Origin of the sequence: Mesorhizobium sp. M1334 (assembly GCF_040317995.1) — a bacterium.
GTDB lineage: Bacteria > Pseudomonadota > Alphaproteobacteria > Rhizobiales > Rhizobiaceae > Mesorhizobium.
In genome coordinates, this window is sequence record NZ_JAMYLM010000002.1 from 450,316 (window position 1) to 472,913 (window position 22,598).

22 protein-coding genes are annotated in these 22,598 nt (G+C 62.9%); 12 read left to right on the forward strand and 10 right to left on the reverse strand.

The window, feature by feature from the left end; all coding sequences use genetic code 11:
• Window positions 1–5 precede the first annotated feature (5 nt).
• The 3 genes from ugpE to ugpB all read right to left on the reverse strand — a co-directional run bounded on the left by ugpE (window position 6) and on the right by ugpB (window position 3,139).
• Window positions 6–854: a sn-glycerol-3-phosphate ABC transporter permease UgpE gene (ugpE, locus tag NKH17_RS05610; RefSeq protein ID WP_352476283.1), complete on the reverse strand. Its 849-nt coding sequence runs from the start codon at window positions 852–854 to the stop codon at window positions 6–8.
• Window positions 855–862: 8 nt separating this feature from the next.
• Window positions 863–1,747, reverse strand: coding sequence for a sn-glycerol-3-phosphate ABC transporter permease UgpA (gene ugpA, locus NKH17_RS05615; RefSeq protein WP_352476439.1), 885 nt, complete (start codon window positions 1,745–1,747; stop codon window positions 863–865).
• Between the two features lie 81 nt (window positions 1,748–1,828).
• Window positions 1,829–3,139 (reverse strand): sn-glycerol-3-phosphate ABC transporter substrate-binding protein UgpB, encoded by a 1,311-nt coding sequence (ugpB, locus tag NKH17_RS05620; RefSeq protein WP_352476282.1) that lies wholly within the window; start codon window positions 3,137–3,139, stop codon window positions 1,829–1,831.
• 292 nt (window positions 3,140–3,431) lie between these two features.
• Between ugpB and NKH17_RS05625 the strand changes: the two genes are divergently transcribed.
• Window positions 3,432–5,864, forward strand: coding sequence for a bifunctional diguanylate cyclase/phosphodiesterase (locus tag NKH17_RS05625; protein WP_352899358.1), 2,433 nt, complete (start codon window positions 3,432–3,434; stop codon window positions 5,862–5,864).
• Window positions 5,865–5,866: 2 nt separating this feature from the next.
• Here NKH17_RS05625 and tlpA read toward each other — a convergent pair whose 3' ends face one another.
• Complete coding sequence (gene tlpA, locus NKH17_RS05630; protein ID WP_352899361.1) at window positions 5,867–6,550, reverse strand: thiol:disulfide interchange protein TlpA; 684 nt, start codon at window positions 6,548–6,550, stop codon at window positions 5,867–5,869.
• A 35-nt stretch (window positions 6,551–6,585) separates the two neighbouring features.
• Here tlpA and argH point away from each other — a divergent pair, with 35 nt between their 5' ends.
• The 3 genes from argH to lysA all read left to right on the forward strand — a co-directional run bounded on the left by argH (window position 6,586) and on the right by lysA (window position 9,550).
• Window positions 6,586–7,986: an argininosuccinate lyase gene (argH, locus tag NKH17_RS05635; RefSeq protein WP_254816662.1), complete on the forward strand. Its 1,401-nt coding sequence runs from the start codon at window positions 6,586–6,588 to the stop codon at window positions 7,984–7,986.
• A gap of 71 nt (window positions 7,987–8,057) precedes the next feature.
• Window positions 8,058–8,264, forward strand: coding sequence for a hypothetical protein (locus NKH17_RS05640; protein ID WP_352476279.1), 207 nt, complete (start codon window positions 8,058–8,060; stop codon window positions 8,262–8,264).
• 17 nt (window positions 8,265–8,281) lie between these two features.
• Entirely contained in the window at window positions 8,282–9,550 is a 1,269-nt protein-coding gene (gene lysA / locus NKH17_RS05645) for a diaminopimelate decarboxylase (protein WP_352899364.1), read from the forward strand.
• Window positions 9,551–9,560: 10 nt separating this feature from the next.
• Here the strand turns inward: lysA and NKH17_RS05650 are convergent, their stop codons facing one another.
• Window positions 9,561–9,863, reverse strand: coding sequence for an ArsR/SmtB family transcription factor (locus NKH17_RS05650; RefSeq protein ID WP_254816660.1), 303 nt, complete (start codon window positions 9,861–9,863; stop codon window positions 9,561–9,563).
• Window positions 9,864–9,926: 63 nt separating this feature from the next.
• Here NKH17_RS05650 and NKH17_RS05655 point away from each other — a divergent pair, with 63 nt between their 5' ends.
• On the forward strand, window positions 9,927–10,868 hold the full coding sequence (locus NKH17_RS05655; protein ID WP_352476277.1) for a threonine/serine dehydratase: 942 nt from the start codon (window positions 9,927–9,929) through the stop codon (window positions 10,866–10,868).
• 212 nt (window positions 10,869–11,080) lie between these two features.
• Entirely contained in the window at window positions 11,081–13,696 is a 2,616-nt protein-coding gene (locus NKH17_RS05660) for a TIGR02302 family protein (protein WP_352899368.1), read from the forward strand.
• A 71-nt stretch (window positions 13,697–13,767) separates the two neighbouring features.
• Here NKH17_RS05660 and NKH17_RS05665 read toward each other — a convergent pair whose 3' ends face one another.
• Complete coding sequence (locus NKH17_RS05665; protein ID WP_352649318.1) at window positions 13,768–14,625, reverse strand: LysR family transcriptional regulator; 858 nt, start codon at window positions 14,623–14,625, stop codon at window positions 13,768–13,770.
• Window positions 14,626–14,848: 223 nt separating this feature from the next.
• Here NKH17_RS05665 and NKH17_RS05670 point away from each other — a divergent pair, with 223 nt between their 5' ends.
• Entirely contained in the window at window positions 14,849–15,799 is a 951-nt protein-coding gene (locus tag NKH17_RS05670) for a DMT family transporter (protein WP_352805550.1), read from the forward strand.
• 19 nt (window positions 15,800–15,818) lie between these two features.
• Here the strand turns inward: NKH17_RS05670 and NKH17_RS05675 are convergent, their stop codons facing one another.
• The 3 genes from NKH17_RS05675 to NKH17_RS05685 form a co-directional block, all read right to left on the reverse strand.
• Window positions 15,819–16,190 carry a response regulator gene (locus NKH17_RS05675; protein ID WP_352476273.1) on the reverse strand — a complete coding sequence of 124 codons (372 nt, stop codon included), beginning with the start codon at window positions 16,188–16,190 and terminating at the stop codon, window positions 15,819–15,821.
• Window positions 16,191–16,251: 61 nt separating this feature from the next.
• Window positions 16,252–16,794, reverse strand: a complete 543-nt coding sequence (gene hpt / locus NKH17_RS05680; protein WP_254816654.1) for a hypoxanthine phosphoribosyltransferase — start codon at window positions 16,792–16,794, stop codon at window positions 16,252–16,254.
• 187 nt (window positions 16,795–16,981) lie between these two features.
• Complete coding sequence (locus NKH17_RS05685) at window positions 16,982–17,272, reverse strand: hypothetical protein (RefSeq protein WP_352899373.1); 291 nt, start codon at window positions 17,270–17,272, stop codon at window positions 16,982–16,984.
• A 236-nt stretch (window positions 17,273–17,508) separates the two neighbouring features.
• Between NKH17_RS05685 and ftsE the strand changes: the two genes are divergently transcribed.
• From ftsE to NKH17_RS05700, 3 genes are all read left to right on the forward strand, one after another.
• Complete coding sequence (gene ftsE, locus NKH17_RS05690; RefSeq protein WP_023677923.1) at window positions 17,509–18,168, forward strand: cell division ATP-binding protein FtsE; 660 nt, start codon at window positions 17,509–17,511, stop codon at window positions 18,166–18,168.
• Window positions 18,161–19,144, forward strand: coding sequence for a cell division protein FtsX (locus NKH17_RS05695; RefSeq protein ID WP_254816652.1), 984 nt, complete (start codon window positions 18,161–18,163; stop codon window positions 19,142–19,144). Before ftsE ends, NKH17_RS05695 begins: the two co-directional genes overlap by 8 nt.
• Window positions 19,145–19,232: 88 nt before the next feature.
• On the forward strand, window positions 19,233–19,994 hold the full coding sequence (locus tag NKH17_RS05700; protein ID WP_352476271.1) for a YdcF family protein: 762 nt from the start codon (window positions 19,233–19,235) through the stop codon (window positions 19,992–19,994).
• Window positions 19,995–20,024: 30 nt separating this feature from the next.
• On the opposite strand, the gene NKH17_RS05705 is transcribed toward NKH17_RS05700, so the two are convergent.
• Window positions 20,025–20,645: a pyridoxamine 5'-phosphate oxidase family protein gene (locus tag NKH17_RS05705; protein ID WP_352476270.1), complete on the reverse strand. Its 621-nt coding sequence runs from the start codon at window positions 20,643–20,645 to the stop codon at window positions 20,025–20,027.
• 132 nt (window positions 20,646–20,777) lie between these two features.
• On the opposite strand from NKH17_RS05705, the gene NKH17_RS05710 reads away from it, so the two are divergent.
• The gene (locus NKH17_RS05710; protein WP_352476269.1) at window positions 20,778–21,680 is read left to right on the forward strand and encodes a LysR family transcriptional regulator; all 903 of its coding nucleotides are present in this window, start codon (window positions 20,778–20,780) and stop codon (window positions 21,678–21,680) included.
• Between the two features lie 108 nt (window positions 21,681–21,788).
• Window positions 21,789–22,589, forward strand: coding sequence for a lysophospholipid acyltransferase family protein (locus tag NKH17_RS05715; protein WP_352899378.1), 801 nt, complete (start codon window positions 21,789–21,791; stop codon window positions 22,587–22,589).
• The last annotated feature ends 9 nt before the right edge of the window (window positions 22,590–22,598 follow it).

The following is a 22,598-nucleotide window of genomic DNA, read 5'->3' on the forward strand; positions in this document are numbered from 1 at the left end:
GAGTCTCACTTTTCGGATTCGACCAGGCCACGCACGAACCAGCGTTGCATCATCACCACGACGAGAATCGGCGGCACGATGGCCAGCATTGCCGTGACCATCACGAGGTGCCATTGGGTGTCGGCATCGGCGAAGGAAACCATCTTTCTCAGCGCGATGACGATGGTGTTCATGTCGTTGCTGTTGGTGACGAGCAGCGGCCAAAGATACTGCGTCCAGCCATAGATGAAGAGGATCACGAACAGCGCGGCGATGTTTGTCCGCGACAGCGGCAGGAGGATATCAAAGAAGAAGCGCCATGGCCCGGCACCGTCGACACGCGCCGCCTCGACCAATTCGCCCGGTATGGTCATGAAGAACTGGCGAAACAGCAGCGTTGCAGTGGCTGAGGCGATCAGCGGGACGATCAGGCCGGCATAGGTATCGATCATGCCGAGATCGACCATCACCTTGTAGGTCGGCAGGATGCGCACCTCGACTGGAAGCATCAAGGTGATGAAGATCAGCCAGAAGAAGGTCATGCGCAGCGGAAAGCGAAAGAACACGATCGCGTAGGCCGACAGGATCGAGATGAAGATCTTTCCGACCGCAACGCCGAGCGCCATGATCGTGGTGTTGAGGAGCAGCCTGCCGACGCTGACCCCGCCGATACGGCCGATGCCGCCGAACAGCGCCTCGCTGTAGTTGTTCCATAGCTGGCTGCCCGGCAAGAGCGGCAGCGGCGGCCTAAGGATCGTTTGCAGCGTGTGCGTCGAGGCCACGAAGGTGTAGTAGATCGGAAAAGCCACGATCAATATGCCGAGGATGAGCACGGCATGGGCGATGAAGGTGCGGAGCGGGGACTGGCCGATCATCGCTGCCCTCAGCCGTAGTGGACTTTGCGTTCCACATAGCGGAACTGGATCGCTGTGAGCGCGATGACGATGGCCATCAGGATGACCGACTGCGCCGCCGAGTCGCCCAGGATCAGATTGACGAAGCCGTCATTGTAGACCTTGTAGACCAGCGTCTCGGTCGTCTTGCCCGGCCCGCCGCCGGTGACGGCATGAACGATGCCGAACGTGTCGAACAGGGCATAGACGGTGTTGACGACCAGCAGGAAAAACGTTGTCGGCGCAAGCAGCGGGAAGATGATGGTCCAGAAGCGCTTGGTTTCGCCGGCGCCGTCCATGGCCGCCGCTTCGATCAGCGTTTTCGGCACCGCCTGCAGGCCGGCGACGAAGAACAGGAAATTGTAGCTGATCTGCTTCCAGGCAGCCGCCGACACCAGCAGGATCATGGCGTGGGTGCCGTTGAGCAGTGGGTCCCATGCGATGCCGAGGCTTCTCAGCAAATAGGCCAACGAGCCTATCGAAGGGTTGAACAGAAACAGCCACAGCATGCCGGCGATCGCCGGCGCCACGGCATAAGGCCATATCAACAGTGTGCGGTAGAGGCCTTTGCCGCGCACGGCCTTCTCGGCCATGACCGCGAGCAGCAGGGCCACAACCATGGCAACGATCGCGGTCGCAAGCGAGAACACCACCGTGACCTTGATCGAGTTGAGGTAGGCCGGATCGGCCAGCACCTTCCGGAAATTGGCAAACCAGACGAACCTGCTCTTCAGTCCGAACGGGTCTTGCCTGAGCATCGACTGGTAAAGCGCCTGACCAGCCGGCCAGTAGAAGAAAACCAGGGTTATGGCGAGCTGTGGCGCCACCAGCAGGTAGGGCAGGATCTTGTTGGGAAAGACGACGCGTGGAGACAGGCTGATTTCCCTCGCTATCCAGGCATCGCCCACGCGCGCTCGCGTGGGCGATATTCCAACCGACTGACCGAGACGATCTCGTTAGTTGTCCAGGGCTTCCTTGATCGCGGCGTTGCCGCGCGCGACCGCATTGTCGAGCGCCTGCTGGGCGGTTTGCTGGCCGGCCAGCATCTTCTCCAGCTCCTCGTTCTGGATATCACGCACCTGCGGCAGATTGGGCAGACGCACGCCCTTCGAATTGTCGGTCGGCGACTTGCCGATCATCTGCAGGATGGGTGTCTCGCGGCCGGGGTTCTTGTCATAGAAGCCTGATTTCTTGGTCGCCTCGTACGCGGCGAGCGTCACAGGCAGGTATCCCGACTTCTGGTGCAGGTATTCCTGTACATCGGTCTTGGACAGATAGGCAAAGAAGGCGGCAACGCCCTTGTATTCCTCGTCCGACTTGTTGCCGAACACCCATAGGCTGGCACCGCCCGGCGTCGTGTTCTGCGGGGCACCCTTGGCGTCACTGTCGTAGGGAAGCTGGCCGATGCCATAGTTCATGCCGGACTTGACGATATCGCCGAGGCCGCCCGACGATTCGGTGAAGATGCCGCATTCGCCGGCGAGGAATATCTGCTTGGCTTCGGAGGTGCGTCCGCCATATTTGAACGTGCCGTCCTTGGCCAGGTCGGCGAGCGCCTGGAAGTGGTTGACGAAAATCGGCGCATTGATCTTGAGTTCGACGTCGCCGCCGGCCAGGCCATTCTGCTGGGTGGCCCAAGGCACGTCATTCCACGCCGCGAAATTCTCCAGATGGATCCAGGTCAGCCAGGTCGAGGTATAGCCGCAAGAAGCGGCGCCGCTCGTTTTGATCTTCTTGGCGGCTTCCCAAACCTCGTTCCAGGTCTTGGGCGGATTGTTCACGTCGAGGCCTGCCTTCTGGAAGATGTCCTTGTTGTAGTAGAGGATCGGCGAGGAGGAGTTGTAGGGGAAGGACAGCATGGTGCCGTCCGGCTTGGAATAATAGCCGACGATGCCGGGCAGATACTGGCTCTTGTCGAAAGTCATCCCGGCGCCGGTCATCACATCGGCCACCGGCTTTATCGCACCCTCGGCCGCCATCATCACGCCGGTGCCGACGTCGAACACCTGGAGGATATCGGGCGCTTGCCCGGCACGAAAGGCAGCGATGCCGGCATTCAGCGTCTCCGGATAGGTGCCCTTGAACACCGGAACGAGCTCATATTCGCTCTGGCTGGCGTTGAAATCCTTGGAGATCTTGGCGACGACCTCGGCGTTGGCGCCGGTCATGGCGTGCCACCAGCTGATCTGCGTGACGGCGAAGGCGGAGGTGGTGGAAAGCAGGGTCACGGTGGCGGCGATACCGGCCGCAAAGCCGAAGAACTTCATGTTTCATCTCCCGTTTGTCATTGGCGAAAGGGGCACCTCCGCAAAGCCAATATGTGGCGCTGATGACAATCGGACAACGGTTTTGTTGCCGATCAATGAACTCCATTCCTTCCTAAAGTGCACTCGCTACCGAAACCGGGCGTCAGAAACGACATCACCGCCTTTTTCGGCGCAGCGGCATCGGTTTTCCCCCGAAAAGACCCGCCTCATGGCCTACGGGTTAACTATTCGTTAAAATCTCCAAGAGCTAATCCGTCACACCTCCCTGTTAGTTTTGACCGAGTGAACCAGGATGCTGACGGTCTATAATTGTATCGTAAATCAGCACGACCTGAGACTGGTTGCGCTCGCCGCACTCGTCTGTGGAATTTCTTGTTTCTCTGCGGTTAATCTCCTTAAGCATGTCGGCCGATCGACCGAGCGAAACCGGCTTGTCTGGCTGATGATCGCCGCGGCCTCGACCGGGTTCGGCATATGGGCGACGCATTTCATCGCCATGACCGCGTTTACGCCGGGAATACCGAACGCATACAATCCGGGATTATCCGCCTTTTCGCTTGCCGCCGCCGTCATCCTGACCGCGCTTGGGATGTGGGTCGCCACCTTGCGGCGCGGCATCGACCATTTCCTCGTCGGTGGCGCCATTCTCGGCGGCGCCATCGCGACGATGCACTACATCGGCATGGCCGCTTTCGAGGTCGAAGGCCGGGTCGTATGGAACCTGCTCCTTGTCGCGATATCGCTTCTGGCCGGAGTGACCCTTGCGGCACTGGCGCTCCTGGTCGTCTTGCGCCGCCCGTCAGCACTCGCGACTCTCGGCGGCGCCGCGCTTTTGACGCTGGCCATTTGCAGCTTGCATTTCATCGCGATGACCGCGGTGTCGATCATTCCGGATTCCTCGATTGAAATATCCGAACATTCCGTCGAGCCCATTTCCCAGGCCTTTGCCGCAGCGGTCGCCAGCCTTGTAATCCTTGTGCTGTCAGGTGCGGCGCTGTGGATCGACCTGCGCTTTCGCCGCCAGAAGCTCGAGGCCGATCGCATGCACGATCTCGCCAACGCGGCGGTGGAAGGTCTGATCGTTTGCGATGGCACCCGCATCGTCAGTGCCAATGACAGTATGGCGAAGCTGACCGGAACAGCGACAGCCACCCTGAACACGATGCAACTCGGCGAGCTTTTCGAGGGACAGAGCGCAGCCGATATATCCGGCTTCGGCGAACAGGCGCAGGAAGCAACATTAAGGGGCAGCGACGGCGCGAGAGTTCCTGTCGAGCTGATCGCCAGGAAGATCACCTACTGCGGCAGGCCTCATACGGTGCTTGCCGTTCGCGACATCCGTGAACGCAAGAAGGCAGAAGAAGAGATTCTCCGCCTCGCGCATTTCGATCCGCTTACCGGGCTTGCCAATCGGCGGAGCTTTTCTTCCCGGCTGGAAGCAGAATTCGCCTCGATGGATCGTGGCGGCAAGGATGGATATCTGGCGCTCCTGCTGCTTGACCTCGACCGGTTCAAGCAAGTCAACGACCTCTACGGCCACAGCGCCGGTGACGCGATGCTGCAGAAGCTCGCGCACTGCATTTCCGGCATTCCGCGCCACGGACAGATGCTCGCGCGTCTCGGCGGCGACGAATTTGCCATCATAGCTCCGAACCTCCCCGACCCCCTGGCCGCAGGCCGGATAGCCGAGGACTTGCTGGCGGCGATCCGCGAGGAAAACAGGGTTTCGGTCGGCTCCGGCCTCGTCTCGGCCAGCATCGGCATCGCCTTCTTTCCGCTGGATGCCGAAGACCAGGCCGGCCTGATCAGCCACGCCGACACGGCACTCCATCGCGCCAAAACCGAAGGCAGGGACACTTACCGGTTTTTCGAGATAGCCATGGGCACCGCGGCCCGCGACAAGCGCGTGATGGAGCATGAATTGCGCCAGGCCATCGCCCGCAAGGAGTTCCACCTCGTCTACCAGCCTCAGAAGGAAATCCGCGGCGGCAGGATGATCGGCTTCGAAGCCCTGGTCCGGTGGCAGCACCCTGAGCGGGGTGACATTTCTCCGGCTGTTTTCATCCCCGTAGCCGAAGACAGTGGCGCGATCGCCCAGATCGGCGACTGGGTGCTGACGACGGCTTGTAACGATGCTGCTCGCTGGACAAATCCGCTGATGGTCGCCGTCAACGTCTCCGCCGTGCAGCTTCACAATCCGAACTTCAGCCGCAAGGTGCATGACGCACTGGCGAGGTCGGGCCTCGCACCCGGCAGGCTGGAACTGGAGATTACCGAAACAGCCCTGGTGAAGGATATGCCCCGCGCACTGGCGGCGTTGAGGCAGGTCAAGGCGCTTGGCGTGCATGTAGCGATGGACGATTTTGGCACCGGCTACTCTTCGCTGTCCAACCTTAGCGCCTTTCCCTTCGACAAGATCAAGATCGACGGCTCGTTCATCAAATCGGTCGACAAGAACGCCCAGTTCGCGGCGATCGTCCGCGCCGTGCTGGGGCTTGGACGCGGTCTCGGCCTACCGGTCCTTGCGGAGGGCATCGAGACGCCGGGTGAATTGAGGTTCTTGGACGCCGAGGCTTGCGAGATCGGGCAAGGCTATTACCTCGGCAAACCGGCTCCGATCGAGACGTTCGGCGAACTGACGGGCGTGGCTGCTCCGGCAATCCGCACAGCCAGCCGACGCGGCGCAAGCATTGCCGTGCTCAAGCCGCGCCTGCGCACGGTCTGAGCCTATCCCGGCTGAAGCGCCGCCTCGACCAGACGCTTGGCATCCGGCCCCGACCATTCGGCCGGGCCGTTCATATGGGCGATGAGGCAGCCTTGCCCATCGATCAGCATGGTGACGGGCAGACCTAGCGCCAGGCCGCGCGTCTTGACGTCGTTGAACAGCGCCATCGTGGCATCGCGATAGTAGCCGAGCGACTTGACGCCGGTGTCCTCCAGGAATTTCTTCGGTTTGGCATCGTCGCCGGCATCGACGTTGACGGCAATAACCTGAAACGCATCGCTGCCCATCTCCTTCTGCAGCGCATCGAGCGCCGGCATTTCGGCGCGGCAAGGTGCACACCATGTCGCCCACAGATTGAGCAGCACCGTCTTGCCTGCATGATCGGCGATCGTCGTCGGCTTGCCGTCGGGGCCGTTGAAGGTAAGGCTTTTCAGCGATTGCGGCGGATCCGCCGGCAAAAGCGCGGCAACCTGGCCGGTAGCAGCGGCGGCGATCTTCTTGGCACGGTCGGTCTTGGCGACGCAGGCGGCGTCGTCCTTGCCGCCGCCGGCGGCCACTGGCGCGGGCGCCTTGTTGCCAGAACTGCTTTCCCTGACATATACCGCGACCGCGCCGGCCAGCACGCCCGCAACCAAAGCGGCGAGGATGAGACGCAAAGCCGGGAAAAATCTATTGCCGTCTGCCATTTTTGAAAAACTGCTCCGGAGCACGGGTTATAGCGATGAACGACAAGAAGGCCAGCAACCAGATGTGGGGCGGACGTTTTGCCTCGGGTCCGGCCGCAATCATGGAAGCGATCAACGCGTCGATCTCGTTCGACCGCAAACTCTATGCGCAGGATATTCGCGGCTCGATCGCCCATTGCCAGATGCTGGCGCAAACGGGCATTATTTCGGCGGCCGATCAAGAAAAAATCACTCACGGGCTGAACACGATCCTGGCAGAGATCGAGACCGGCACATTCGAGTTCTCCACCAGGCTGGAAGACATCCACATGAATATCGAGGCCCGTCTGGCCGATTTGATCGGGCCCGCAGCTGGCCGCCTGCATACCGCCCGCTCGCGCAATGACCAGGTGGCGGTCGACCTCAGGCTGTGGGTCAAGGACGAGTGCTTTCGCGTCGCCGAGGCGCTGAAGGGCCTGATCACGGCGTTCCTGGATCGCGCCGAGGAGCATGCGGCAACGGTGATGCCGGGCTTCACCCACATGCAGGCGGCGCAGCCGGTGACCTTCGGCCATCACTGCATGGCCTATGTCGAGATGTTTGCGCGCGACCTGTCTCGCGTCCGCGATGCGATTGAGCGTATGGATGAAAGCCCGCTCGGCGCTGCCGCCCTTGCCGGCACCAGCTTTCCGATTGACAGGCACGAGACAGCGAAGGCGCTTGGCTTCCGCGAGCCGATGCGCAATTCGCTCGACAGCGTTTCGGATCGCGATTTCGCGCTCGAGTTCCTGGGCGTAGCAGCGATCTGCGCGACGCATCTGTCGCGACTGGCTGAAGAGATCATCATCTGGTCGACGCCGCAATTCGGCTTCGTCAGGCTGTCGGATAGTTTCTCGACGGGTTCGTCGATCATGCCGCAGAAGAAGAATCCCGACGCTGCCGAACTGGTGCGCGGCAAGACCGGCCGCGTCACCGGGCACCTCGTCGGCTTGCTGACAGTAATGAAGGGCATGCCGCTGACCTATGGCAAGGACATGCAGGAAGACAAGGAATCCGTCTTCGACGCGGCCGAGACGCTCGACCTGATGCTGGCGGCAATGACCGGCATGGTGCGCGACATGACGGTGAACACTGCGGCGATGAAAAAGGCTGCCGGCGCCGGCTATTCGACTGCGACCGACCTCGCCGACTGGCTGGTGCGCACGCTCGGCCTGCCGTTCCGCGAGGCGCACCATATCACTGGCCGGGCGGTGGCGCTGGCCGACGACAGGAAGATCGGGCTCGACAGGCTTTCGCTGGAGGATCTGCAGTCCATTCACCCCGGTATCAGCGCCGACGTGTTTTCGGTTCTTGCCGTGCAGAATTCTGTAAAGAGCCGCACGAGCTTCGGCGGCACCGCGCCGTCCGAGGTGCGCAAGCAGATCCGCTACTGGAAAAAGCGACTCGCCAAAGCGTAAGACGCGGGGTGCAATGGCCGCAAAACTCGGCTAGAAGCGGCTGCGGGCAACAGTTTCGGACGGATGGCACGATGACCGAAAGCAGGATTTTGGTGACGCTGACGCTGTTGGCAGCAATGGCCACCGTTGCGGCCTGCGGCAGGAAGGCTGCGCTCGATACGCCCTACGCGGCCGCCGTGCAGGCCCGCAAGGACGCCGAGAAGGCCAAGCAACCTTTGCCGCCGGAGCCGGAAAAACCTGTTGAGGACAAGAAATTCATCCTCGACCCGCTGCTCTGATTTTTCGGACCAATCTCGTGAACCATTTCGACTACCGCGACGGCGCGCTGCATGCCGAGGACGTGGCGATATCAGACATCGCCGCCAGCGTCGGCACGCCGTTCTATTGTTATTCGACGGCGACGCTGACCAGGCATTTTCGCGTCTTCACAGAGGCCTTTGCCGGGCTCGACGCCCTCGTCTGCTATGCCATGAAGGCGAATTCGAACCAGGCCGTGCTGAAGGTGTTGGCAAGACTCGGCGCCGGCGCCGACGTGGTCTCGGAGGGCGAATTGCGCCGCGCTTTGGCGGCCGGCATTCCGGCAAGCAAGATCCTGTTTTCGGGCGTCGGCAAGACCGGGCGCGAAATGGATTTTGCGCTCTCGGCCGGCATTCTCTGTTTCAACGTCGAATCCGAACCGGAGCTGGAGCTGCTGTCGGCCCGCGCGACCGCGCTGGGCAAGATCGCGCCGATCTCGCTGCGCATCAATCCGGATATCGACGCCAGGACGCACAACAAAATTTCGACTGGGAAGGCCGAGAACAAGTTCGGCATTCCCTGGCAGCAGGCACGAAAGGTTTATGCCCGCGCGGCTGAGCTGCCGGGCATCAAGGTCACCGGCATAGACACCCATATCGGCAGCCAGATCACCGAATTGCAGCCCTTCGACGAGGCCTTTGCGCTGCTGGTGGAGCTGGTCGGCGCCCTGCGCTCCGACGGTCATGCCGTCGAGCACATCGATGTCGGCGGCGGCCTTGGCATTCCCTACCGCGTCGACAACAACCCGCCGCCTTTGCCCGATGCCTATGCCCGGATCGTCAGAAAGCATGTCGCCGAGCTCGGGCTGAAAGTGATGTTCGAGCCAGGCCGGCTGATCGTCGGCAATGCCGGCATCCTGGTCTCGGCGGTGATCTTCGTGAAGGAGGGCGACGCCAAGAACTTCCTCGTCGTCGACGCCGCGATGAACGACCTGATCCGGCCGACGCTTTACGACGCTTTCCACGACATCAAGCCGGTGGCGCAGCAGCCGGCCGCAGCACCGCGCATGAAGGTCGATGTCGTCGGCCCGGTTTGCGAGACCGGCGACTATCTCGGGCTCGACCGTGACCTGCCCCGGCTGAAATCCGGCGACCTGATCGCTGTCGCCACCGCCGGCGCCTATGGCGCCGTCCAGGCCGGCACCTACAATACCAGGCTGCTGGTACCGGAAGTGCTGGTCGACGGCGACCGCTTCCACGTTGTGCGCCCGCGCCAGACCTATGACGAGCTGATCGGACTGGATTCGGTGCCGGACTGGTTGGAGTAGAACTCTGCAGCTACAGGCGGTGCTGAATGAGCGCCCTGGTTTCGGCGATCCTGTTCTCGTTCCGGCGATAGAATGTCCACTGCTTGATGCGCTTGCTGCGCAAAAGCCCTGCCTGGGTCAGCACACGCATATGTTCGCTGAGCGTCGCCTGGGTGATCCCCAGCTTTTCCGCGATCAGCAGCGCGCAGACTCCGTCGTCGACCAGATCGCCGTCCGCCTGCGGCGGAAAATGCGCGCGCGGGTCCTTGAGCCAATCGAGGATCTGCAGCCTGCGCTCGTTGGCAATCGCTTTGAAGACATCGACCTCTTGCATTTAGCTACTTTGCCAAGTTACTAAGTAATGTCAACTCTGAATGTCAGCCCTGGGAGTGAATGCATGCTGCACGGCCACACGATCACACGCGAGCGCATTGCGGCGATGGAACCACGCATCCGGCCCTTCGTGCGCCACACGCCGGTGCTGCGCGTCGACATGGCCGATTTCGGCCGTCCGCCTCTGCCGGTCGACCTGAAGCTTGAGTGCTTGCAGCATTCCGGCTCGTTCAAGGCGCGTGGTGCGTTCACCAATCTCCTCGAACGGCCGGTTCCTGCGGCCGGCGTCGTCGCCGCATCGGGCGGCAATCACGGCGCCGCCGTCGCCTATGCCGCCATGCGACTCGGCCACAAGGCGACCATCTTTGTTCCCGAAGTGAGCCCGCAGGCCAAGCTGGACCGCATCCGCGGCTACGGCGCCGAGCTGATCGTCGGCGGCGCCCGTTATGCCGAGGCGCTGGCCGCCAGCGAGAGCTTCGCCGAAAAATCCGGCGCCCTGCAGATCCACGCCTTCAACCAGGAGGAGACGCTGGTCGGGCAGGGCACGCTCGGCCTCGAAATCGAGGCCGACCTGCCGGAGCTCGACACCCTGCTGGTCGCTGTCGGCGGCGGCGGCCTGATCGGCGGCATCGCCGCCTGGTTTTCCGGCCGCATCAGGATCATCGCGGTCGAGCCGGAGGGTGCGCCGACGCTTCATCGCGCGTTCGCGGCGGGCCGACCCGTCGACGCGCCGGCTGAGGGCGTCGCCGCCGATTCGCTCGCGCCAAAGCGTGTCGGCGAAATGATGTTTCCTATCGCCGAGGCATTCGTCGAGCGCTCGATCCTGGTCGGCGACGACGACATTGTCGCCGCCCAGGCGGCGCTGTGGGACCGCGTGCGAATCATCTCCGAGCCGGGCGGTGCGGCCGCCTTCGCGGCGCTCCTGTCCGGCCGCTACGCACCGGCTAGAGGCGAGCGCGTTGCCGTACTGGTCTGCGGCGCAAACGCTAATCCGGCGAAATTCTGACAATATCCGGGGCATTATTGTTCACGTTTTGGGGAACCGCCTCGCCTTCGCCGTGTTTGTTGGTATCCTTAGGGCGATGTGCATCCGCTTGGACGCACGAAGTACGCGCTAAGATTTTAGGTCTTCGCATCGTGCTTCCCGGAAATCGACTTTTCGGGCCCATGCGATAGACTCGTGAGGCCTGGGCTATCCCGCCCGGCCAGGAAGGGCCGATGACGCAACGACCCATTTTCACCAGCGATCGCAGTCTGGCTAGGCGCCTTGCCTTGAGCCGGCTGGGGACGCAGGTCTCGATAATCGTCGAACGCGGCTGGCCATTGCTGCTGCCGCTGATCATCGTCGCCAGCCTGTTCCTCAGCATTTCGTGGCTCGGCCTGTTCCCATTTTTGCCCGATCTGGCGCGGATCGGTCTTATCACGGCATTCGGCGTCGCAGCGCTTGCCGCACTCTATCCGCTGCGTTTCTTCCGCACGCCATCCAGTGCCGAGGTCGACCGCCGCATCGAGGCGGCCAACCGGCTCCTGCACAGCCCGGTGCAGGTCCAGACCGATCGTCCGAGCGGCAAGGAAAGCATTTTTTCGCAAGCCCTGTGGCGCGAGCATCAGCGGCGCATGGCTGACCGGCTGGGCGAGCTTGGCGGCGACGTGCCGCGCACACGCGTGCCGGAACGCGACCCGTGGGCGTTGCGCGCCGTTGCGGCGCTTTTGTTGGTCACTGCCTTTGCCTTCTCCTTCGGGCCGTCGGGCGGCAGGCTGGGCGACGGCTTTGTTGCCCGTACCGCCCGCGACGTCGTGCCGCCGCGCATTGATGCCTGGGTGACGCCGCCGGCCTATACCGGCAGGCCGCCGATATTCCTGAACGCCCCAGTCCTTGCCAACAACGCCACTCAAGCGGCGCCGACCTTCACCGTTCCGGAGGGCAGCGATGTGTCGCTGCGCGTCACCGGCGGTTCGGGCGAGGAAACGCTGAGCTACGCCGACACCGGCGGCAACACCCGCGCCATCGATCCGACCGGGCCGCAAGCCGCCAAGACTGAGGCAGCTCCGGCAACGCCTTCCACCGTGCGCCAGTTCAGCGGCAAGTTGACGGCCGACGGCACGCTGACGCTGCAGTCCGGCGACGGCGAGCTCGGCCGCTGGGCCTTCGCCATAATTCCCGACAAGCCGCCGCAGATCCGCTTTGTCGGCGAGCCGAAGCGCGCCGTCAACGGCGCCTTCGAACTCAACTACCAGATCGACGACGACTATGGCGCGGCCTCCGCCAAGGCGGTTTTCGCATTGGCCGATCCGCAGGCGCCCAACGCGCATCCGCTCTATGGCCCGCCGGAAATGCCGCTGACGTTGCCGCGCCGCGGCGGCAAGGCCAATGCCGCTAAGACGACGAAGGACCTGACCGACCATGCCTGGGCCGGTGGCAACGTCAAGCTGTCGCTTGTCGCCACCGACGGTGCCGGACATACGGCGACCAGCGAAACCAAGACGCTGGTGATGCCGGAGCGGCCATTCTCCAACCCGTTGGCGCGGGCTGTGGTCGAGCAGCGCCGCATGCTGGCGCTCGACGCCTATGCCAAGGACCGCGTGCTCGACCTGATGGATGCGATCACGCTCAGGCCCGAAGACACGTTCGACAACATGACGCACTACCTCGCCATCATGAGCGCCCGCACCCGGCTGAAGATGGCCGACAGCGACGATCAATTGCGCGACGAGGTCGCTTACCTCTGGGAGATCGCGCTCGGCATCGAGGAAGGCAATCTGTCGGCGGCCGAGAAGCGGCTGCGCCAGGCGCAGCAGGCGCTGCAGGATGCGATCAAGAACGGCGCCAGCGACCAGGAGATCGAGAAGGCGATGAAGGAACTGCGCGAGGCGATGAACCAGTTCCTGCAGGAATTCGCGGCGCGGGCGCAGCAGAATCCGAATGCGCCACAGATGCAGCAGAACGGCCGGGAACTGCGCCAGAGCGACATCGACCGCATGATGGACCAGATCGAGAACCTGGCGAAATCCGGCAATCGCGACCAGGCGCAGCAATTGCTGTCTGAGCTGCAGGACATGATGAACAATCTGCAGGCAGGCCGCCAGCAACAAGGCGGTCAGCAGGACAGCGAGATGCGTCAGCAGATGGATAAGCTGGGCGAGATCATGCGGCGCCAGCAGGAGATGATGAACGACACCTTCCGCATGGACCAGATGCAGCGTGGCCAGCAACAGCGCGGGCAGAACCGCGACGAGCAGCTCGGCGAGAACGGTGAGCCGGGCCCGATGGACGAACAGGGCAAGCCCGGCCTGGGCGACGACCGCGATCCGCTCGGCCGGCCGGGGCAGATGACGCCGCAGGAATTCGCCGATGCGATGAAGCAGTTGCAGGAAGGCCAGGGCAAGCTGCAGAGCGAGCTCGATCAATTGAGGAAGAGCCTCGAAGGCATGGGCCTCGACCCCAATGAGGGGTTTGGCGAGGCCGGCAAATCCATGGGCAATGCCGAACAGGCGCTCGGCGAAGGCGAAGGCGACCAGGCCGTCGGTCACCAGGGCCGCGCATTGGAAGCCTTGCGCAGGGGCGCCAAGGACATGATGAAGCAATTGCAGGCGATGCAAGGCGACCAGGGCGGCAACGGCCAGGGCGGACGACAGCAGAATGCCGACCGTGACCCGCTCGGGCGGCCCCGCACCAGCGAGGGTCCCGATGACGGGAGTTCGGTGAGAGTGCCTGACGAGATCGACGTGCAGCGTGCCCGCCAAATCCTCGAAGCGATCCGCAAGCGGCTCGGCAATGCACTCAGCCCCGATATCGAGCGCAGCTATCTGGAGCGGCTGCTGGAGCTGAAGTAAGGCTGCCTGTATTCGGAAGATCGCCGCGCGCGGTCCGTGCTGGCCGCCACCGCCGGACTGAGCGGCATTCTTTAACGGTTGGTGAAAGCCTCGCGGATCGCCTCTTCCATGCCGTCGATGGCCTCGCCGGAAGCGTTCGGGTTGCGCCGCAGCACCACGTTCGAGGAATCGATGTCGCCGAACCCGTCGGCGGTCGTAAGCTCGCGGCAGCCGGCCGGGATGTTGCTGCGCGAGATCGGCGCAATCGCCAGCCCGGAGGTGACGGCGAGCCGCAGGCCGCCATTGGTATCGCTGGTGTAGGCGACACGATAGGCGAGATCGCGCTGTTCCAGCGACTTTATCGCGAAATCCTTGCACCAACCGGCACGGTTGTAGAGCGCGATCGGCACCGGCCGCTCCTCATGCATGTGATGCAGCTCTGACGTCACCCATACGGTCGGGTCATGCATCAGCACCTCACCGCCCGACAGATCCTGCCATTCGAACACCACCGCCAGATCGAGCTCGCCAGCGGCGAGCGCCGCGATCTGCGCACCGGAATGCGCGTAGCGGACGGTGATGTCGACCTGAGGATGGCGCTTGGCAAAGGCGCCGAGCGCGCGCGACAGAATCGCGTGGCCATATTCCTCCGGGATACCGATGCGCACCGGCCCGCCAAGCGGCGCCGCGACCATCGATGCCGCCGTCTCGTCGAGCAGTGAAACGATGCGCCTGGCGTTGGCGATGAGCTCGCCGCCGCGCCGTGTCAGCGCCACACCGCGCGAGCCGCGCTCGAACAGGCTGTCGCCGATCATGCCTTCAAGCTTCTTCATCTGCATCGAGACCGCCGACTGGGTGCGGCCGGCCCGCTCCGCCGCCTTGGTGAAATTGCCACTGTCGGCGACCGCCACGAAGGTTCGCAACAGGTCGCTGTCGAGATTGGGTCGCATGTGCCCGCCATAAGAAAATCTGATTGCTGGCATCATTCCAATTCGTTTGCAACATGTCAAACGGCGGACAATAGTTCGCCTTACCCATTGGATATGCGGCCGCGAAATCGGCCGCGGACCAATCAAAAGTCCTCACTCGTACCCGCTGCCCGAAATGGCGGCGGGTTCTTTTTACCCGGATGCAGGCCTGCGTTCGGCCGCGCACGCGGGGACAGGAGCGCCTATGCAGAATCGGCTTGTGCTCGGCATCCTCAGCCTCTGTCTCGGCGTACTGGTCTTTTCGCTGCAGGACCCGCTGGTCAAGGCGGTGTCGAGCCACTATCCGGTCACCGAGGTGATGGCGATCCGCTCGATCGTCGCCTTGCCGATCCTGGTTTTCCTCGTCCACGCCGATGTCGGATTGCAGGCAATCCTGTCGAAGCGGTTCGGCATGCTGACGATGCGCGCCTTCATCCAGTTCACCTCCTACACGGCCTACTATCTGGCAATCGCCGCCCTGCCGCTGGCTGACGCGGTGGCGCTCTATTTCATGGCGCCGCTGTTCATCATGGCGCTGGCCGGCCCCTATCTCGGCGAACGCGTGTCCTGGCAGGCGCTCGCCACCGTCCTGGTCGGCATGCTCGGCGTGCTGGTGATGGTGCGCCCAGGCGCCGGCTTGTTCGACTGGGCGGCGCTGCTGTCACTAGGTTCGGCTCTGCTCTACGGTTTCTCGCAGCTGATGGCGCGCAAGATCGGCGACACCGAATCCTCGACCGTCATGGCGTTCTATCAGAACGGCGCCTATCTGGTCGGCGCGGCCTTGGTAGCGGCATTGTTTTGGCTGGCAGGCATTGACCACGCCGTGCATCCGAGCCTCGAGTTCCTCGTCCGGCCATGGGCCTGGCCGGCGACGCCGGATCTCCTCAAGATGGGGGCATGCGGCTTCGTTGCCTCGGCCGGAATGATCCTGTTGTCGCAGGCCTACCGGCTGGCGCCCGCCAACAGCGTCGCTACCTTCGAATACACCGGTATCATCTGGTCGCCGCTATGGGGTTTTCTGTTCTTTGCCGAAATGCCGCGACCAGCGACGGCGGCCGGCGCAGCCCTCATCATCGGCGCCGGGCTTTTTGCGCTCAATGCCGGCCGGCGCCGGAGCGGCGAGCCAGCCATTGCGGCGACCGGCGACCCTGCCTGAAGGCGGTCGACCTTAGGCTTTAGGCGAAGCAGGCGAGCGCCTGTTCGACGCGGGCGCGGATTTCAGCCAGCGCGAACGGTTTTTGCACGACGTCGAGAATAATGCCGTCCAATTCCTCGGCGCGCTCGCGTTGGTCGGCATAGCCGGTCATCAGCACGATCTTCACCGCCGGGAACAGCGCCACTGCCGCCTTGGCCATCTCGATGCCGTCCATCTCGGGCATGCGGATGTCGGACAGCACAAGGTCGTAGCCCCCCTGCGCCGCCCCGATCAGAGAAAGACCGTGCGCGCCATCGGCGGCAACAGTGACATTATGCCCGGCGCGTTCGAGCGCACGGGCGGCGAGGCTGCGGACGGATTCATCGTCCTCGACGATCAGGAGCTTTGCCATGGGCAGGATATTTGGCGAGGAAAAGTTGATGTTTCCTGAACCGCGAGCGGCGACAACCCAACTAGGCGTCGCCCTTGACGATGCCGACGAACGGCAATTCGCGAAACGCGTGGGCGACGTCCATGCCATAGCCGACGACGAAATAATCGGGGCAGTCGAAGCCGACATAGTCGGCGTTGAGCGTGGTCTGGCGGCGCATGCGCTTGTCGAGCAGCACGGCGATGGCACAGCTCCTGGCGCCGCGCGAAAGCATGAGGTCGCGGGTGAAACTCAGCGTTTTGCCGGATTCCAGAATGTCGTCGATGAGAAGCACGTCGCGACCGGCGACCTCGTTGTCGATGTCGCGCAGCACCCTCACCTCACCGCTGGTCGTGCCGGCGCCATAGCTGGAGATGAAGATGAACTCGACCTCCGGCGACAGGCCGACATCGTGCATGGCACGGATAAGATCGGCGGCGAAGATGAATGATCCCTTCAGCACCGAGATTACCAGAAGGTCGTGGTAGTCGTGCCCGGCGATCTCCTTGGCAAGTTCCAGGTTCCGCCGCGCAATGGCGGACGCTGAAAACAGGACTTCGATGTCCTTGCCGCGCACAACTGGCATTGGCTGCCCTTCCAGAAATGATCGCCGTGTAGGCGAAGCCGACCGAAAACGGTCTTCAACCCCGTTTCTAGGCATGTCGAGCCGGCTGGCAAGGCCAAATCTTTCGCAGGACGCCCGCGAACCGTCGGATGCCCCCAGCGCGTCGCGAATCGTTTACCTGGTGACCTGTTGATTTTCTGGCGCCGTTCTAACGAACCAGCGCATGGCCGCCCGACATCCAGAAGGCGGCAAAGGCGGCACCGACGCCGATAATCCAGAAGATCGGCCCACCGTGCACCCACAACGGCCGTTCGACGGCGGTTTCGGGCTTGCGCAACATATCCATGCCTTCAATCGGAGGCGTGGAAATCATGCGCGAAGGCGGCGGCGCAAAGTCTGGACGTGTAAAATGGCGGGGCAGCACCTCAAAGTCGGCATCGATGACGTCGGCGGTCACCTCGTGCATGATGCGTTCCGGCCCGGCGGCCGGATCGGTCATGATTTCGCCGGAAACCGGGCGCGCGGTTCGATCCTCAGCCATCATGGCCTGACACTACAGCACCTGTTCGCTGTTCGTTTCTTTTGGGTAAACGGAAATGGTTAACGCTTCCCCACCGGGACCCCTGTGACTCGCTCGAAAAGCCGCCAAATTAACCGTCGGTTAACCATGCCGGCCGATGGTCTTACCACAGAAAGGGCTGGCATCTCGCCGCCAAGAATTTCAGGTCGTCGAAAGTGATCCGCTTCGAAAATGTCGGCCTCCGCTATGGCATGGGTCCGGAGATTCTCCGCGACATCTCCTTGCACATTCCGGAGCGCTCCTTTCAGTTCCTGAGCGGACCTTCAGGCGCCGGCAAGACGACGTTGCTGCGGCTTTTGTTCATGTCGCTGAAGCCGACGCGCGGCCTGATCACCATTTTCGGCAAGGACCGTTCGCGCATCTCGCGCACCGAATTGCCGCATCTGAGACGGCGCATCGGCGTGGTGTTCCAGGATTTTCGCCTGCTCGACCATATGACCACCTATGAGAACGTGGCCTTGCCGCTACGCGTGCGCGGCCGCGAGGAGGCGACCTACCGCACCGACGTCACCGAGTTGCTGAAATGGGTCGGCCTCGGCGAGCGCATGCATGTGCTGCCGCCGGTGCTGTCTGGCGGCGAGAAGCAGCGCGCCGCCATCGCCCGGGCGTTGATCGAGCAGCCCGAGATCCTGCTCGCCGACGAGCCGACCGGCAATGTCGACCCGCCGCTGGCGCGACGCTTGCTGCGGTTGTTCATCGAGCTCAACCGGCTGGGGACAGCCGTGGTGATCGCCACCCACGACCTCGGCCTGATGGAACAGGTCGACGCACGGCGAATGATCCTGGCCGGCGGAAGGCTGGACATCTATGACTGAGCTCTCCGTAGAACATTTCGAGGGTCAGGACGCCGCGGCGGCAAAGCCCCGCGTCCAGCGCAAGATGGCGCCGATCGTGCCGGCGCAGAACATCGCCGGCCGGGCGCTGGTGCTGGTCATCGCCATCATGACGTTTCTGTCCTGCCTGACGTTTGGCGCAGTCACGCTGGTGCGTGACACCGCCTCCGTCTGGGAGAATCAGATCTCGCGCGAAGCGACCATCCAGATCAAGCCCGTCGACGGCCTCGACATGGAGGCCGCACTTGCGCTTGCCTCGCAGATCGCCGGCGAGTTCCCTGGCGTGAAAAGCGCCAGGATCGTCGATCGCGAAGCAACGGCCCGACTGCTCGAGCCTTGGCTAGGCTCGGGCCTGAACATCGATGAGCTGCCGGTACCGCGCCTGATCATCATCACTATTGACGAGAACAGTCCGCCCGATTTCGCCGCACTGCGTGCGGCAATCACGCCGAAGCTGCCGAGCGCCTCGCTCGACGATCATCGCACCTGGGTCGACCGGCTGGTTGCCATGGCCCGCACCACCGTAACGATCGGTATCGCAGTGCTGGCGCTGATGCTGTCTGCGACGGTGCTGACCGTTGTATTCGCGACGCGCGGCGCCATGGCCGGCAATGGTCACATCATCGAGGTGCTGCATTTCGTCGGCGCCGAGGCGCGCTTCATCGCGCGCGAATTCCGCCGGCATTTTCTGGTCACCGGCATGAAGGGCGCCGCGGCGGGCGGCGCCGCGGCGATCCTCGTCTTCATCGCCTTCTCCTGGTGGTCGTCACGCAATATGGCGACACCGCAGGCCGACCAGGCGACCGCCCTGTTCGGTAATTTCGCCATCGGCTCGGCGGGTTATCTCGGGGTCGCTGTCATGGTGCTGGTGATCGGCGCGCTGACGGCGGCAACCTCCCATTTCACCGTGGTTACCTATCTCAGCGACATCGATATTCGCCAGCCGGACGCCGGCTAAAGTAAAGATCGATCACGGATGAAAACGCCTCGTCACGAAAATTGCATTTTTTTCCTACCAAAGGCCGTATTTCGGGATTAACCATTTCATGATGGACGTTCGGGACTCGACCGATACCGCTGGGTGCATGCCAGTGCTGGTTGCGCGTCCGCATGAATTCGCCGGGCCTGATGAATATGCCAAGCCGGATCAATCCGCCAAACATGGGCGGCTGCTGGCAGCCCGCTCCTTGCGCCTCTCGGCTCTCCTTCTGCTCGCCCTTGTGGCGTTGTTTGTTGCCGGCTTCGGCTGGTTCGCCAATACCGTCAGCCGTCTGACGACGCCCGCCAATCCGGCAAGGGCAGACGCTATCATCGTGCTGACCGGCGGCCAGTCGCGACTCGACGCTGCTATGGGCCTGCTTGCGTCAGGCAAGGGCGAGCGGCTGCTGATCAGCGGCGTCCATCCTTCCGCCAGCCGCCGCCAGCTTCAAGCCGCGACCGGCGGCGACAAGAGGCTGTTTTCATGCTGCGTCGACATCGACCGCGCTGCGCTCGACACGATCGGCAATGCCGAGGAAAGCGCCAAATGGGTCGAGGACCATGCCTACGGCACGGTCATTCTCGTCACCAACAATTATCACATGCCGCGCAGCCTGCTGGAAATGGGCCGGCTGCTGCACGGCGCAAGGCTCGAGCCCTATCCGGTGGTCAACACCAACCTCGAGAATGGCGGCTGGCTGACCAAGCCGGAAGCGCTGCGTGTGCTGTTCACCGAATATAACAAATACCTGCTGGCGCTGGCGCGCGGCATCATGCCGGTGAAGCAAACCGAGAGCGTCGCGCTGGCCGACGCCGCAGGCGGAAGCTGAACGGCACCGGCACTTTTTATCCCCTGGCTCTTATCCCCTGGCTGCTGCATCCGATCGCAAGCGTGCGATCTCCTGTTCGAGCCGTTCGATGCGCTTGTCGCGTTCGCCCAGCGCCGCCGCCACGTCGGCCGCTTCGAAACGCTGCGGGATGTGCTGCGAACAATTTGAATCCCAAGCCGAAACCGTAAACAGGATAACCTGCTCGGGTCGCGCCCTATAGTCTTGCGGCATCAGCTTTGCCGTCAGCTCGGCATCGCCCTCGACGACTTGCGCTTTGCCCCAGATCTTGATGCGCTGCCGGTGCGCATAATCGATCAGAAACAGGAAAGCCTGTGGGTTGTCGCTGAGGTTGCCCTGGGTGATGAACTGCCTGTTGCCGGAAAAATCGGCAAAGCCGATCGTCCATTCGTCGAGCACCTTGAGGAAACCGGCAGGCCCGCCGCGATGCTGGATGTAAGGCTGCCCGTCCGCATTGGCGGTCGACAGAAAGACGCTGGTCTGCGCCTCGATGAAGGCGGCGAGATCGGGCGTGATTGCCGCCTGCCAGCCGCCACGCTCCTCGACACGGGCATAGGCCTGGCGCGAGCCCTTGCGGGCCTGGATCGCCTTCACCGTCGGGGTGAAGGCGACATCGCTGGTGTGAGCGTTCATGAAGATCTCCTTAGGCGCCGACTGCGCTGCATTGTTCGCTTACGAGAATAGGGCCTTCCGTCTTCGAGATGCAGATGCCATATCTGCAACCTATCCTTCCGTTTTTCGGAAGGGCAAATTTTCGGTAGAGCTATGGATCGCCTCCAGTCCATGTCGCTTTTCGTTGCCGCGGCGGAGACAGGCAGCCTCTCGGCTGCCGGGCGTCGCTTCGGCATTCCGCTGACGACGGTCAGCCGCAAGGTTTCGGACCTGGAAAAGCACCTGAAGACACGGCTGTTGAACCGCTCGGCACGGCAGCTGTCGCTGACCGATGCGGGCCACGCCTATCTCGCCGCCTGTCGTCGCATTCTCGATGAGATCGGCGAGGCCGAGCGAATGGCCGCCGGCGAATACAGCGCCCCGACCGGCGAACTGATCGTCACTGCGCCGATCGTCTTCGGCCGCCTGCATGTGCTGCCGGTCGTCACCGGCTTCCTCTCCGTCTATCCCGAGGTAAGTGTGCGGCTGACACTCGCCGACCGGATAACCCAGCTGATCGAAGAGCACATCGACCTCGCCATCCGCATCGGCGAGCTTGCCGATTCGAGCCTGATCGCCACCCGCCTGGGTTCAATCCGTCGCGTCGTTTGCGCGAGCCCGGCCTATCTAGCCGACCACGGCACACCGAAAACGCCGCAAGAACTTGCAGGACACAGTGCAATCACCTTCGAAGGGCTCACCGCCGCCAGTTGGAGCTTCGCCACCGGCAAGGCTGAATTCAGCGTGCCGGTCCGCTCCAGGTTACGGGTCAACACGGCTGAGGCAGCAATCGATGCGGCGATTGCCGGCGTCGGCGTGACGAGGCTGCTTTCCTACCAGATCGCCCCCGCCGTCCGGTCTGGTACGCTGCGCCCGGTGTTGCAGGAGTTTGAGCCGGACCCATGGCCGGTGAGTCTCGTGCATGCCGGCCAGGGTCTGCTGCCAGTGAAACTGCGTGCGTTTCTCGATTTCGCCGCCCCGCGCCTGAAGCAGCGGCTGGCACAGTCGACGTGGTAAATCCAGAGCAAAGGAGCGGACACCGGCTCATTGCCGGCCACTGCAGCGTTTCCTTTTTGCCGGCGCTTGGTGTAACCAACGCACACCTCCTCACCGGGCACTTGCTGTATGCTCTATTTCCGCTCGCTGGCGTTCAATCTCGCCTTCTATCTCAACTTGATCGTCCAGATGATCCTCTGGGCTCCGTATTATTTCCTGTCGCCGCGCCATCGCGCCTGGTTTGTGCCGAAATTCTGGTCGCGCACCAGCATGTGGCTCTACGACAAGATCGCCGGCACCAGAAGTGAGATCACCGGCCTGGAAAACCTGCCTGAAGGCTCCTTCATCCTGGCGCCGAAGCACCAGTCCTTCTGGGACACGATCGCTTTCCTGCCGTATCTCGACGATCCCGTTTACATATTGAAGCGGGAGCTGACCTGGATCCCGTTCTTCGGTTGGTACATCTTGAAGATGCGGATGATTCCGGTCGATCGCGGCAGCCGCTCGAAGGCATTGAAGATGGTGATCGCCGCGACCAAACAGGAATTGGCGCGCAATCCGCGCCAGCTCATCATCTATCCCGAGGGCACGCGCCGTGCGCCGGGTGACGAACCGGTCTACAAATACGGCATCGTCGAACTTTATGCGCAACTTGGCATTCCAGTGGTGCCCGTCGCTCACGTCGCCGGCCTCTATTGGCCGCGCCGCAAATTCCTGCGCTATCCCGGTACGATCAAGGCGCGCTTCCTGCCGCCGATCCCGCCGGGCCTCGGCAAGGAAGAATTCATGCACCGGCTGATCGGCGAGACGGAAGCCGCCTGCGACCAGCTCCTCGTCGAGGCGTCGCAGACGCCGAACCCGCCGCCGATGCCGCCGACGGCGGTGAAAAGGCTTGGTGAGCTGGACGCGAAACGTGAGTTGAAAGGCTGAGACACCCCG

Excerpts from the sequence above, each read along its gene's own strand:
- ugpE (WP_352476283.1), bottom strand. The coding sequence starts at position 854 with ATGATCGGCCAGTCCCCGCTCCGCACCTTCATCGCCCATGCCGTGCTC.
- ugpB (WP_352476282.1), bottom strand. The coding sequence starts at position 3,139 with ATGAAGTTCTTCGGCTTTGCGGCCGGTATCGCCGCCACCGTGACCCTG.
- NKH17_RS05625 (WP_352899358.1), top strand. The coding sequence starts at position 3,432 with ATGCTGACGGTCTATAATTGTATCGTAAATCAGCACGACCTGAGACTG.
- tlpA (WP_352899361.1), bottom strand. The coding sequence starts at position 6,550 with ATGGCAGACGGCAATAGATTTTTCCCGGCTTTGCGTCTCATCCTCGCC.
- argH (WP_254816662.1), top strand. The coding sequence starts at position 6,586 with ATGAACGACAAGAAGGCCAGCAACCAGATGTGGGGCGGACGTTTTGCC.
- NKH17_RS05640 (WP_352476279.1), top strand. The coding sequence starts at position 8,058 with ATGACCGAAAGCAGGATTTTGGTGACGCTGACGCTGTTGGCAGCAATG.
- NKH17_RS05650 (WP_254816660.1), bottom strand. The coding sequence starts at position 9,863 with ATGCAAGAGGTCGATGTCTTCAAAGCGATTGCCAACGAGCGCAGGCTG.
- NKH17_RS05655 (WP_352476277.1), top strand. The coding sequence starts at position 9,927 with ATGCTGCACGGCCACACGATCACACGCGAGCGCATTGCGGCGATGGAA.
- NKH17_RS05660 (WP_352899368.1), top strand. The coding sequence starts at position 11,081 with ATGACGCAACGACCCATTTTCACCAGCGATCGCAGTCTGGCTAGGCGC.
- NKH17_RS05665 (WP_352649318.1), bottom strand. The coding sequence starts at position 14,625 with ATGCGACCCAATCTCGACAGCGACCTGTTGCGAACCTTCGTGGCGGTC.
- NKH17_RS05670 (WP_352805550.1), top strand. The coding sequence starts at position 14,849 with ATGCAGAATCGGCTTGTGCTCGGCATCCTCAGCCTCTGTCTCGGCGTA.
- NKH17_RS05675 (WP_352476273.1), bottom strand. The coding sequence starts at position 16,190 with ATGGCAAAGCTCCTGATCGTCGAGGACGATGAATCCGTCCGCAGCCTC.
- hpt (WP_254816654.1), bottom strand. The coding sequence starts at position 16,794 with ATGCCAGTTGTGCGCGGCAAGGACATCGAAGTCCTGTTTTCAGCGTCC.
- NKH17_RS05685 (WP_352899373.1), bottom strand. The coding sequence starts at position 17,272 with ATGACCGATCCGGCCGCCGGGCCGGAACGCATCATGCACGAGGTGACC.
- NKH17_RS05695 (WP_254816652.1), top strand. The coding sequence starts at position 18,161 with ATGACTGAGCTCTCCGTAGAACATTTCGAGGGTCAGGACGCCGCGGCG.
- NKH17_RS05700 (WP_352476271.1), top strand. The coding sequence starts at position 19,233 with ATGATGGACGTTCGGGACTCGACCGATACCGCTGGGTGCATGCCAGTG.
- NKH17_RS05705 (WP_352476270.1), bottom strand. The coding sequence starts at position 20,645 with ATGAACGCTCACACCAGCGATGTCGCCTTCACCCCGACGGTGAAGGCG.
- NKH17_RS05710 (WP_352476269.1), top strand. The coding sequence starts at position 20,778 with ATGGATCGCCTCCAGTCCATGTCGCTTTTCGTTGCCGCGGCGGAGACA.
- NKH17_RS05715 (WP_352899378.1), top strand. The coding sequence starts at position 21,789 with ATGCTCTATTTCCGCTCGCTGGCGTTCAATCTCGCCTTCTATCTCAAC.